Genomic DNA, 11,941 nt, shown 5'->3' with positions numbered 1-11,941 from the left:
CCAACGCGATGATGGCGGCCGAGATGGCGGTGATCCGTCTGACCCATGTGGCCGAACTGCCCTCGCCCGAGGACCTCCTGCGCCGGCTTCAGGATCAGCCGCCGCCCGGCCCCGGCGCACCCCCGCCCGGCGGACAGGCCGCGCCGGGCGGACAGGGCGCACCGGGCGGACAGGGCGCATCGGGCAGTCGGGCGCCCGTGGCGCAGGGCCGCCCGCAGCCCACGCATTCGCCCTCCGGCGGGCCGCATGCGGCCTTGCAACCCGCGCAGGACGAAGCGCCCGAGACTCTCTGGGCCTATCCGCGGTTCGAGGACGTCGTGGAACTGATCCGCGCGCAGGGGGAACTCAAGCTGCTTTATGACGTCGAGCACTGCCTGCGGCTCGCTGCCTACCGCCCCGGCCGGATCGAGGCGGAACTGACCCCCGACGCCCCCGAGCGGCTGATACAGGAGCTGGCGGGCCGGCTGCGCGAGTGGACCGGGGTCCGCTGGTCCGTGACCGTGGTGAACGAGGGCGGCGGCGCCACGCTGGCCCAGGCGCGCGAGACGGCGCTGATGTCGCACCCCTTGATGCAGGCGGTGCAGGCCGCCTTTCCGCAGGCGAAGGTCACGGCGATCCGGCCCCTCGCCAGGGCAGAGGACGCGGCCGGCGCGGAGGCGCTTCCCGAGGTCGAGGACGAATGGGACCCCTTCGAGGAGGACTGAGCGCGCCCGCACGACATGCGCCCAGCGTCCTACCGCCCGGCTTCGGCCCTATCGTCCGGGACCTGGAGTTGCGCGAGGTCACGACAACCCACTGCGCTTCCGGGATCCGCGCGGCCTTCGACAGGCCCTTGGCACGGCCGGCTTCCGGCAGCTCGCGCGACGCACCTGCGCCTTGCGCGCGGGTTCGGACCGCTGGCGGCGGTGCGGCTCGTCTGACCTTGCCCGTCTGCGGGCACACCCCTATCAAGGCGGCAAGACAACCCACCAGCGGGAGAGCGCAAGATGTTCAAGGGACTGGGCCAGATGGGCGACATGGCCAAGATGATGCAGGCCGCCAAGCAGATGCAGGAGCGGATGGCGGCGCTGCAGGAAGAGATGAAGGCGATGACCGTGATGGGCGAGGCCGGCGGCGGACTGGTCAAGGCGGTCTCGACGCTCAAGGGCGAACTCATCTCGCTCGACATCGACCCGTCGATCTTTTCCGGCGAGGACAAGGAGGTGGTCGAGGACCTGATCCTTGCCGCGATCAAGGAGGCGCAGGCCAAGGCCCAGGCCCAGGCGCAGGAAGAGATGCAGAAGCTCACGCAGGAGCTGGGCCTGCCGGCCGACATGAAACTGCCGTTCTGAGCGGCGTGCGGCGACCCAACGGCGCCGGGCGATGACCCAGCCCACCGAGATCGAGCGCCTGATCGAGATGATGGCGAAGCTGCCGGGGCTCGGGCCGCGTTCGGCCCGCCGCGCCGTGCTGCACCTCGTGGCCCGGCGCGAGGGGCAACTCGCCCCGCTCGCACGGCAGATGCAGCAGGTCGCCGACACGGCGCGCGCCTGTGTCCGCTGCGGCAACATCGGCACCGCCGAGCTTTGCCCGATCTGCGCCGACGGGCGGCGCGCGAACGGCCAGATCTGCGTGGTCGAGACTGTGGCGGATCTCTGGGCGATGGAGCGCGCGGGCGTGTTCCGGGGCCGCTATCATGTGCTGGGCGGCACGCTCTCCGCGCTCGACGCGGTGGGGCCGGAAGAGCTGCGCATCCCCGACCTGATCGGGCGTATCGCCGAGGAGGAGGTGAGCGAGGTCATTCTCGCCCTGCCCGCCACCGTCGACGGGCAGACGACCGCGCATTACATCGCCGACCGGCTGGAGGATCGCGTCACGCTCACCTCGCTCGCGCAGGGCGTGCCGATCGGCGGCGAGCTCGATTTTCTCGACGACGGCACCATCACCGCGGCGCTGAACGCGCGAAAGCCGCTCTGAGGTGGCGCTCATCGGCCCTTTGCGGGCCTCTTCGCCCGGAACCTGCGCGGCCGGATGCGAGAAGCGCCCGCAAGGGCGCGCCGAGCGGCGCTCAGACCGCTTGCACCTCCGCCCAGTCCGGCAGCGCCTCGCCCAGAACGGCAAGCGCCCCCAGCCGCCCCAGGTCGTCGGAGCGTTTCGCGCCGCGTCCGCAGCCCGCGACGGCGACCGCGACCCGCTTGGACAGGCGGCCGATGGCCGGCCCCGATCGGCGGGCGTATGAGGCGTCACGCAGGCGTCGGACACCAGGCGGCGGATGGCGAGGCCCGGCATCCGGACGCGCACCATCGCCTCGAGTTGCGCGCCCACCTCCGCCAGTCCGCCGGAGCGGAACCAGTCGCCGATCGCGGCTGCGCCCTGCAGCGCCACGGTCCTGCGGATCGCCGCCCAGCTTCAGATAGATGCCCCCGTCGGGATGGCGGATCGGCGGCAGCAGACAGGGCGCCTCGCCCCCGTCCTCGAGCCAGATCAGCGCGCTCAGCGGCGGTCGTCGTCATCCTCGTCGTCGTCGTCCGGGTCGGCAGGCAGGTTGAAGAAGCTCTCGGCGTCCGAATATTCCGCCTCGTCCGTCTTCTCGTCGTCCTCGTCCTTCGTGCCGGTCAGCGTGAAGGTTTCCAGCCCCTCGATCGCGGTGGGAATGCGCGGCTCTGCCTCCATTCCCAGGCTCTGCTCGGTCGAGACCAGCTTGCGCCGCTCGTCGTCGGACATCACGGCGCCCTCGCGCGCCTTCTTCTCGGCGGCCTTCTGCACGGCGGCGTCCAGTTCGGACTGACGGCAGAGGCCCAGCGCGACCGGGTCGATCGGCTGGATGTTGGAGATGTTCCAGTGCGTGCGCTCGCGGATCGACTGGATCGTGGGCTTTGTGGTGCCCACCAGCTTTGCGATCTGGCTGTCGGCGAGCTCAGGGTGGAACTTCACCAGCCACAGGATCGCCGCCGGCCGGTCCTGCCGCTTGGACAGGGGGGTGTAGCGCGGACCACGGCGCTTTTCCTCGTCGCGCGCGGCCGGGTTGGGCTTGATCCGCATCCTGTAGGCGCGGTCGGCTTCGGCCTTGCGGATCTCGGAGGCCTCCAGCTGGTTGTTGGCGACCGGGTCGAAGCCCTTGACGCCTGCGGCCACGTCGCCGTCGGCGATGCCCTGGATCTCGAGCTCGTGCATCTCGGTGAAATCGGCGATCTGCTTGAAGGTCAGCGTGGTGTTGTCCACCAGCCAGACCGCGGTCGCCTTGGGGTGCAGCAATCTCGCCATTGCGAAACTCTCCTCGAATACGGCTTCCCCGTCGCCCGGGATCGGGCTGCCCCGGGCCGGGGCGGTTCGAGTTGTCGGGGAACTCGGGCCGGATATAGTGGACACCTCCGCCGAAGGAAAGGCCCCAATGCGCTGGCTCTGCGCGCTCCTGCTGTCGAGGACGCTCGCCTCGGCCGAGGGCGAGCGCGCGGGCGTTTTCGATTACTGGGTGCTGTCGCTGTCCTGATCGACCCGCATGATGCGCGCTCGAGGGCGACCGTCAGGTTGGACGAGGGCACGATCTGGCCGATCCTGAGGAGGCGGTCGTGACTCATCCGATCTTCACCACCGGGTTGCGCATGGTGCCGATGCCGTCTACCCCGTATTCGATCACGTCGCCGGGCCACATCCATTCCTGAGGCTCGCGGCCGGCGCCCACGCCCTCGGGCGTGCCGGTGGCGATCACGTCGCCGGGTTCCAGCGTCATGCCGGAGGAGATGTCCGCAATCAGCTGCGGTATCTTGAAGTACATGAAGCTGGTGTTGGACCGCTGCTTCTCTTCCCCGTTCTTCGTGAGCCACAGGTCGAGGTCGTGCGGATCCTCGATCTCGTCCGCGGTCACGATGCAGGGGCCGAAGGGGGCGTAGCTGTCCTGTCCCTTGGAAAAGATCCATTGGCCCGCGCGCCGGTTGTCGCGCGCCGAGACGTCCAGCATCACCGAATAGCCGAAGACATGCGCCATCGCCTCCGCTTCGCGGATGCGCGTGGCGGTGGTGCCGATGATGACGGCCAGTTCCACCTCCCAGTCGAGCTGTTGGGTCATGGCGGCATTGTGCAGGATCGGCGCGTCCGGCCCGATGATCGCGGTGGGCGGCTTGGAAAACACCACCGGCTTTTCCGGCATCTCGATCGAGGTGTCGAGCGAACGCGCGCTTTCCTCGATGTGCTTGACGTAGTTCAGCCCGATCCCGAAGACGTTCTTCCGCGGGCGCGGGATGGGCGCCATCAGCGTCACGTTGGCCAGCGGCTGGGTGCAGCCCAGCGGCCAGTCGCCTTCCATCTCGGCCAGCAGTTCCGCGGCGATGCGCACCGCGTCGGGGCCGAGGTCGATGAAGTCCAGCATCGTCTCGGGCAGCGGCTCGTCCACCGCCGCGCCCAGGCGGGCGAGGTCCACCACGATGTCGTCCACGATCGCGCCGAGCCGCCCGGCGTCCGCCGGGTGCCGGCGATAGGTCACAAGCTTCATGTCCGTCCCCTGTTCTTCTTCATGAGGCCCCCGATCAGGCGGTGTCCGTCACCTCCTGCTGCCCGCCGTTCTCGGGACAGGCCCGTTCGCGACAGAGCTTCAGCGCCTCCATGACGGGAAAATCGTTGAAGGAGAAGAGGCAGGCGTCGTCCGACTCCGATATGGTCGAGGTCGAGACCACGGTAAAGACCTTGCCCCGCAGCTGTGCGATTGCGCGCGCAGCTTGATCGCCTCTGCCATGTCGTAATCGGGGGGCACGACGGGCAGCGAGATGTAGCTGGCAGCATGCACCGGCTCCCCCCGCCCAAGGAGCGCGAAGCGCGCCAGCATGTTGGTGTTCTCGCCGCAGGCCAGCCCGCCCAGTGCGCCGATCTTGGTATCGCAGACCCGACCGGCATGCGCGACAGAGGCACCGGCGCACCTTCTTCCGCGGCTGCCTCGCGGCAATGGCGAACTCCCATTTCTTCCCGGACCTCTTCAAGGTTCGCAACGGGTTGACCGAAGCCAAGACCGGCGAGCTTGTGCAGAGGGGGACGGCCGCTGCCCGCCGTGATGCGGCACCGGTCAGCCGCGCCAAAGGGTCTTACCGCACGGGTGCGCCTCGCCCTGCCCGATCGCTGCCCAGCATGACCTCCGCGCGCAGGATCGACCGTTCCAGCAGTTTCATCAGGGTGACATACTCCGCATCGGTGTAGAGGGCGCGGAACTCGTCCGCGATCGCCTCGATCCGGGGGCGCAGATCGCGATAGACCGCCGCGCCACGCTCCGTGGCCTCGACGACGGCGCGGCGACGGTCGAAGGGGTCGATACGCCGCGCCACCAGCCCGCGCCGCTGCAGTCCCGCGAGCATGCGCCCGATACGGCGGGGCGGAACCACAGCCCGCAAGGCCAGCACATTCGGGCGCAGGGGGCCGTCCTGCACGAGGCAAAAGACGACCCGCCATTCCGCGAGGTCGATTTCGGCCCCGCGCAACGCATCACGCTCGACCAGCGCTCTGAAGCGCTCTGCCAACCGGCGCACGGGAATGTCGAACAGCCTCATCTCGTCCCGCGAGAGAGCGCGTTGCAGCGGCGGCTCCGTTGTCATGCGCCGAGAATGGACCGACGATATCCTCCTGCGCAATCAAAATCGAACGCTGTTCGTCTTAAGCGGTATCGCTCACTCGAGCGGCTGCAACCGGCTGGCGAGATCGTCACGCAGATGGGCGTGCTGCGAAGGCAGTTTCAGTTCCTCACCCAGCGTTTCCTCCGGCTCGTCGCGGGTGAAGCCGGGCTCGTCGGTCGCGACCTCGAAGAGGATGCCGCCGGGCGTGCGGAAGTAGATCGCCTGGAAATAGTCGCGGTCGCGCACCTCGGTGACGCGATGGCCGGTCCCGGCCAGCGCCTCGCGGATGCGCCCCTGGCTCGCGCGGTCGGCGGTGCGGAAGGCGACGTGATGGACCGAGCCCGCGCCCTGCCGCGCCTGCGGCAGATCGGGCCGATGCTCGATTTCCACGACATGCGCGGGGCCGCCGGCCTCGTCGGACATCCGCGTGACAGCGCCCTCCTGCGCGGTCTCGGAAAAGCCCATGAAGTGCATCAGCGGCAGCATGTCGGCCCGGTCCGCCACGCGCAGCGAGACGGAGTGCAGCCCGCGGATCGCCATGCTTTCGGGCAGGCCGGGCCAGGGCGTGCGCCCGTCCTCCGCCTCGATCAGCACCAGTCGCTCGCCATCGGGGCCGGTCAGGGCAAGCCGCGTTTCGCCGAAGAGCGTCTCGCGCGTCACGGGCACCTCATGCGTGGCGAGGTGTGCCTCCCAGTCCCCCGCGCTGCCCGGCGGGACGGAAAAGGCGACGTGGCCTGTCTCACCCGTCCCCGGCGTGCCGCGGTCGGCATCGGGAAAGGGAAAATGGGTCATGACGGTGCCGGGCGTGCCGATGCGGTCGCCGAAATACAGATGATAGACGGACGGGTCGTCGAAGTTGACGGTCGTCTTGACGCGGCGCAGGCCCATCACCTCGCGCCAGAAGCGGTCGACGGTGCGCGGCGCGCCGGCGACGGATGTAACATGGTGCAGGCCGTTGAGATCGGTGAGCATGGCGAAGCCTCCTGTGCTTTGATCCCCAGATAGTCCGCGCGCAGAAACGACAAAACCGGCGCTTTCGCGCCGGTTCTGTGCGTTTGTGCGAGAGGTCGGCTCAGGCCGGCGTCGCGCCCCAGCCCGAGACCGCCTTGATCTCCATGAAATCCTCGATGCCGAAGCTGCCGCCCTCGCGGCCGTTGCCCGAGTTCTTCATGCCCCCGAAGGGCGAGCCGGCGGCACCGTCATGTCCGTTGATCTCGACCATGCCGGAGCGGAGTTGCCGCGCGAGGCGGTTGGCGCGCTCGGGGTCGGTGGTCTGGACGTAGTTGGTCAGACCGTATTCGGTGTCGTTGGCAAGCTCGACGGCGTGCGCCTCGTCTTCGAAGGGCATGATCGACAGCACCGGGCCGAAGATCTCCTCGCGTCCGATGCGCATCTCGTGCGTCACATCGGCGAAGACGGTGGGTCGGGCATAGTAGCCGCGGTTCATGCCCTCGGGCCGGCCGGTGCCGCCGGCGACCAGGCGCGCACCCTCGTCGATGCCGGACTGGATCAGCTCCTGCACCTTGTCGAACTGGCGCGCGTTGACCAGCGGGCCGATGTGGCGGCCTTCCTCCGAGGGCGCGCCGACGGCGATCTTGTTGGCCATCTCGGCCGCGGCCTCGACCGCCTGATCGTACATCGAGCGTTCCACCATCATGCGCGAGGGCGCGTTGCAGCTTTGCCCCGTGTTGCTCATCATGCTGAGAACACCGCGCTTGACCGCCTTCTCGTCGGCGTCCGCGAAGATCAGGTTGGCGCCCTTGCCGCCGAGCTCCAGATGCACCTTCTTGAGCGTGTCGGCGGCGTTCTTCGAGATCAGGACGCCGGCCCGCGTGGAGCCCGTGAAGCTGACGATGTCCACGTCCCTGTGGCCCGAAAGCTGCGTGCCGACGCCCGCGCCGTCGCCGTTCACCAGGTTGAAGACACCGGGCGGGAAGCCCGCCTCGTGCACCATCTCGGCAAAGAGCATGGCGTTGAGCGGCGACTCTTCGGAGGGCTTCAGCACCATGGTGCAGCCCGCCACCACCGCGGCGCCGAACTTCAGCGTGATCTGGTTCATCGGCCAGTTCCACGGCGTGATCATCGCCGCCACGCCGATGGGTTCGTAGATGATCCGGTCGTTCGGCGCGTGATCGCCCAGCGGGCGCTCGAAGTCGAAGGCCTTGCCCGCGCGCACGAAGTCCTTCAGGTGGCCGTAGCCCGCGCCGGTCTGCGCCTTGCGGGCGAGGTCGATGGGCGCGCCCATCTCCAGGCTGATCGCCTGGCTCATCTCTTCCCAGCGGGCCTTGTAGACCTTGAGCAGCGCCTCCAGCAGCGCGATGCGTTCCTCGGGCGGGGTGGCCATCCAGCCCGGAAAGGCGCGCCGTGCGGCAGCGACCGCGGCATCGGTGTCGGCCTGCCCGCCCAACGAGATGGTGGCGCAGGGCTCTTCCGTCGCCGGGTTGATGACCTTGTATTCGATGCCCTCCTGCGGGTCGACCCAGGCGCCGTCGATGTAGAACTGGCGTTTCTCGATCATGGTTCGCGCATCCTCCTGAAGCTCGAACTCCCGACCGGGCGGTCGGGGTTTGCGTCACTGTGTCACCTGCCCATATGGGGTGCAAGGGCTGGACCGGCCCGACGTGAGAACATATCTCGCTTCCAGAATGTCACAGGCGCCGAGCCGGGCGCCGCAGAAGAAAGGACGGACCATGGGACTGCGCATCAACGACATCGTGCCAAACTTTACCGCCGATACCGACCAGGGCGAAATCACCTTTCACGACTGGATCGGCGACAGCTGGGCGATCCTGTTTTCCCATCCCAAGGACTTCACGCCCGTCTGCACGACCGAGTTCGGCGCCGTCGCGCAGCTGGCGGACGAATGGGCCAAGCGCAACACCAAGGTCATCGGGCTCAGCGTGGACGACACCGAGGACCACGTGAAGTGGAAGTCCGACATCGAGACCTATGCCGAGACCAAGGCCGGCTTCCCGATCATCGCCGATGTGGACCTGGCAGTGTCCAAGCAGTTCGACATGCTGCCGGCCGACGCCTACCTGCCTGACGGCCGCACGGCCGCCGACTCGGCCTCCGTCCGCTCGGTCTTCATCATCTCGCCCGACAAGAAGGTGCAGCTGATCATGACCTACCCGATGTCGGTTGGCCGCAACTTTGCCGAGGTGCTTCGCGCGCTCGACGCGCTGCAGGCGACCTACGGCGTGCCCATCGCCACCGGCGCCAACTGGGTGCCCGGTCAGGACGTGATCGTCGCACTGACGGTCTCGGACGAGGAGGCCAGGGAGAAGTTCGGCGATGTGGACTTCAAGCTGCCCTACCTGCGCATGGCCAAGCGTCCCGCGTGATCGCCCGGCACGGAACAGAAGGCCTCGCCCCGGCGGGGCCTTTTTTCTTTGCCATCGGTGGACTTGCGCCGGCCCGGCCGCTACCCCGGAGCGCACGGGGTGAACGAAGGAACAGGCGGCGTGGTCAAGGCGCGTGAAGGCTTCGAACTGGGCGGCGAGGTGATTGCACCCGGCACGCGGCGCACCGTGGACCTGCCCGTGTCGATCCTGTCGGACCACACGCCGGTCACGATGTCCTGCCATGTCGTGCACGGCAAGCGGCCCGGTCCCGTGCTCTTCGTCTCGGCCGCGATTCACGGCGACGAGGTGATCGGGGTCGAGATCGTGCGCCGGCTGCTCCGGGCGAAGCCGCTGTCGTCGATGGCGGGCACGCTGCTGGCGGTGCCGATCGTCAACGCCTTCGGCTTCATCAACCATTCCCGCTACCTGCCCGACCGGCGCGACCTGAACCGCGTCTTTCCCGGCCACGCGCAGGGCTCGCTCGCCGCGCGGCTCGCGCATATCTTCATGACGGAGATCGTCGCGCGCGCCGATCTTGGCATCGACCTGCACTCTGCCGCGATCCGCCGGGTCAACCTGCCGCAGATCCGGCTCACCCCCGGCAACGCGCGCCTCAAGGAGCTTGGCCGCGCCTTCGGCGCTCCGGTGATGATCGAATCGAAGCTGCGCGAGGGCTCGCTCCGGATGGCCGCGGAGGCGCAAGGCGTGGACGTGCTGCTCTACGAGGCGGGCGAGGGGCTCCGCTTCGACGAGTTCGCGGCGCGCGCGGGGGTCTCGGGCATCCTGCGGGTCATGCACCACCTCGAGATGATCGGCGGCAAGGGCGTGCCCCGCCGGCACGGCAAGCCCGCCCTCTGCCGCGCCTCGACATGGTATCGCGCGCCGGTGGGCGGGCTGATGCGCGCCTATCGCGGCACCGGCGACATCGTCGAGCCCGGCACCGTGCTCTGCGCCATCTCCGATCCTTTCGGCGAAAAGGAGGTCGAGGTCACCTCGGACATCACCGGCATCATCGTGGGACGGACCAACCTGCCCGTGGTGAACGAGGGCGACGCGCTCTTCCATGTGGCCGAGACGGTGCGCCCCGACCATGCCGAGGCTGCGGTCGAGGCGGTGGAAGCCGCGCGGGAGGCCGCGCCGCTCTTCGACGAGGACGAGATCATCTGACATCCGGCGCGGAGGGCGCGCCATCGTCACGGTCCTGTTTCAGACTCCGCTGATCGGCAAGCAGGGGCCGCGTGGCGGCCTCAGCCTGATGCGGCCCCAGCCTGGCAACGCAGGGGGAAGGGCCGGCCTCCCCTGACGCTCCTGCAACGTGGGAGAAGGGTTTCCCATGCCCGCCATCCTGTCCGCCGAGGACTGAAAGCACCCGCACGTTCCACGCCCGCAGGCAAACCACGCGGACCGCGTGGTCGGGCGCGCGTCCTCGCGCCGCGGCTTCCCTGGCGGCCTGCCGCCCCTCGGCGCGGGCGCCGCGGCGGTCAGCAGCGGCCATCCGGGATCGATCTCTGCGCAGGCGCAGGCCGCCGGAAGCCTCCCCTTCACGCCCATGCCCGCCGCGATGGACGACACCGCGCAGGCCCCCGAGGGAGACACCGGACAAGCGCGCCTGCGGGCTGCCGCCGGCTGGCAACACCGGCGAATGTCCCGAAAGAGAACGCAGCGTGTCGGGCGACGCCCGCGATTGTCAGCCTTCGGAGACGCCCAGCTGTTCCGCGAAATCGCGGTGCACGAACTTCGCGTCGCAGTAGCCGCATTCCACCCAGCCCTTGTCGCGCGGGATCTGAAGCCAGACGCGCGGATGGCCCAGCGCGCCCTCGCCGCCGTCGCAGGCGATGCGCCAGCGATCCACGATCCTGGTCTCGGGCGGGTCGATCGGCATGCCGGCGCTCCTCGCGGTTGTGGCTCATCCCGGCCTGATCTAGACGCTTGTCTGCGCGAAGGAAAGAGCGGGGAGCATGCGATGACCGCCGCGGCGATCGAGATCGAGGGGCTGACCAAGGTCTACCGCGCCGCGGGCGGCGCAGCGGCGAAGCGCGCGCTCGACGGCGTGGACCTCAAGGTGCCGCAGGGCTCGGTCTTCGGCCTGCTGGGCCCCAACGGTGCCGGCAAGTCCACGCTGATCAACATCCTCGCCGGGCTGGTCATCAAGACCTCCGGCCGGGTCGCGATCTGGGGCTTCGACCAGGACGTGAACCCGCGCAACTCGCGCGCCGCCATCGGCGTGATGCCGCAGGAGCTGAACCTCGACCCCTTCTTCACGCCCCGCCAGGCGCTCGAGGTGCAGGCGGGGCTCTACGGCGTGCCGCGCTCGCGCCGCCGCTCCGACGAGATCCTCGAGACCGTGGGGCTTTCGGACAAGGCGCATGCCTACGCGCGCACCCTCTCGGGCGGCATGCGGCGGCGGCTTCTGCTCGCCAAGGCGCTGGTGCACGACCCGCAGGTGATCGTGCTGGACGAGCCCACAGCGGGCGTCGACATCGAGTTGCGGCAGATGCTCTGGGCCAACGTGCGGCACCTCAACGAACAGGGGCGCACCATCATCCTGACCACGCACTACCTGGAGGAAGCCGAGGAGATGTGCGACGAGATCGCCATCATCCACCACGGCCGGGTCGTCGCGCACGACACGACGCCCGCCCTGCTGTCGCGCCTCGACGCCAAGACCATGGTGATCCAGCCCGACGGCGAGGTGCCCGCCCTGCCCTCCGGCCCGGGGCTGGAGGTGACACGCCGCCCCGACGGCGCCATCGCGCTCAGCTACATGACAACGCGCACCAAGGCCGAGGCGGTACTGGAGGCCGTGCGCGCCGCCGGCATCTCGATCCGCGACGTCCGCACCGAGGAGCCGGATCTAGAGGACGTCTTCCTGTCGCTCACCCGCAGCCGCTGACAGGGACGGCGTGCCAGCCGATCGCCCGCGCCCGGTCCTTCCTCTTGCAAAAAATACCCCCGCCGGAGGCCTGGCCTTCCGTGGGGTCCCGCGCAAGCCCGGCCGGCCTTGATCCTGCCTTGAAATCCGCC

12 protein-coding genes and 1 pseudogene are annotated in these 11,941 nt (G+C 69.1%); 6 read left to right on the top strand and 7 right to left on the bottom strand.

The annotated features are described in order from the left end of the window. The 3 genes and pseudogenes from ACLFOB_RS05700 to recR form a co-directional block, all read left to right on the top strand. Positions 1-704: pseudogene (locus ACLFOB_RS05700) on the top strand (DNA polymerase III subunit gamma/tau); the annotation flags it as partial. Positions 705-986: 282 nt separating this feature from the next. Continuing rightward, positions 987-1,331, top strand: a complete 345-nt coding sequence (locus tag ACLFOB_RS05695; protein ID WP_410918223.1) for a YbaB/EbfC family nucleoid-associated protein — start codon at positions 987-989, stop codon at positions 1,329-1,331. Positions 1,332-1,362: 31 nt separating this feature from the next. Beyond that, on the top strand, positions 1,363-1,956 hold the full coding sequence (gene recR, locus ACLFOB_RS05690; RefSeq protein WP_410925400.1) for a recombination mediator RecR: 594 nt from the start codon (positions 1,363-1,365) through the stop codon (positions 1,954-1,956). Positions 1,957-2,472: 516 nt separating this feature from the next. Here recR and ACLFOB_RS05685 read toward each other — a convergent pair. The 6 genes from ACLFOB_RS05685 to ACLFOB_RS05660 form a co-directional block, all read right to left on the bottom strand. Further along, complete coding sequence (locus ACLFOB_RS05685) at positions 2,473-3,243, bottom strand: DUF1013 domain-containing protein (RefSeq protein WP_410916346.1); 771 nt, start codon at positions 3,241-3,243, stop codon at positions 2,473-2,475. Positions 3,244-3,553: 310 nt separating this feature from the next. Beyond that, entirely contained in the window at positions 3,554-4,468 is a 915-nt protein-coding gene (locus ACLFOB_RS05680) for a fumarylacetoacetate hydrolase family protein (RefSeq protein ID WP_410916347.1), read from the bottom strand. A 34-nt stretch (positions 4,469-4,502) separates the two neighbouring features. Beyond that, entirely contained in the window at positions 4,503-4,649 is a 147-nt protein-coding gene (locus tag ACLFOB_RS05675) for a hypothetical protein (RefSeq protein ID WP_410916348.1), read from the bottom strand. 402 nt (positions 4,650-5,051) lie between these two features. Further along, positions 5,052-5,510 carry a MarR family winged helix-turn-helix transcriptional regulator gene (locus tag ACLFOB_RS05670; RefSeq protein ID WP_410916349.1) on the bottom strand — a complete coding sequence of 153 codons (459 nt, stop codon included), beginning with the start codon at positions 5,508-5,510 and terminating at the stop codon, positions 5,052-5,054. Between the two features lie 117 nt (positions 5,511-5,627). Continuing rightward, on the bottom strand, positions 5,628-6,545 hold the full coding sequence (locus tag ACLFOB_RS05665; RefSeq protein WP_410925398.1) for a ring-cleaving dioxygenase: 918 nt from the start codon (positions 6,543-6,545) through the stop codon (positions 5,628-5,630). A 100-nt stretch (positions 6,546-6,645) separates the two neighbouring features. Beyond that, positions 6,646-8,091, bottom strand: a complete 1,446-nt coding sequence (locus ACLFOB_RS05660; protein WP_410925396.1) for an aldehyde dehydrogenase family protein — start codon at positions 8,089-8,091, stop codon at positions 6,646-6,648. Between the two features lie 172 nt (positions 8,092-8,263). Here ACLFOB_RS05660 and ACLFOB_RS05655 point away from each other — a divergent pair, with 172 nt between their 5' ends. Further along, positions 8,264-8,917, top strand: coding sequence for a peroxiredoxin (locus ACLFOB_RS05655; RefSeq protein ID WP_410925394.1), 654 nt, complete (start codon positions 8,264-8,266; stop codon positions 8,915-8,917). Between the two features lie 99 nt (positions 8,918-9,016). Then, a complete protein-coding gene (locus ACLFOB_RS05650) occupies positions 9,017-10,084 on the top strand; it encodes a succinylglutamate desuccinylase/aspartoacylase family protein (protein ID WP_410916353.1) in 1,068 nt (355 codons plus the stop codon). Positions 10,085-10,604: 520 nt separating this feature from the next. Here the strand turns inward: ACLFOB_RS05650 and ACLFOB_RS05645 are convergent. After that, positions 10,605-10,799, bottom strand: coding sequence for a zinc-finger domain-containing protein (locus ACLFOB_RS05645; RefSeq protein WP_410916354.1), 195 nt, complete (start codon positions 10,797-10,799; stop codon positions 10,605-10,607). Positions 10,800-10,880: 81 nt separating this feature from the next. On the opposite strand from ACLFOB_RS05645, the gene ACLFOB_RS05640 reads away from it, so the two are divergent. After that, on the top strand, positions 10,881-11,810 hold the full coding sequence (locus tag ACLFOB_RS05640) for an ABC transporter ATP-binding protein (protein ID WP_410925392.1): 930 nt from the start codon (positions 10,881-10,883) through the stop codon (positions 11,808-11,810). The last annotated feature ends 131 nt before the right edge of the window (positions 11,811-11,941 follow it).

Origin of the sequence: Rhodosalinus sp. (assembly GCF_046542825.1) — a bacterium.
Lineage (GTDB): Bacteria > Pseudomonadota > Alphaproteobacteria > Rhodobacterales > Rhodobacteraceae > Rhodosalinus.
The sequence above is the reverse complement of the archived record's forward strand: the minus strand, read 5'-3'. Positions and strand labels throughout refer to the sequence as shown.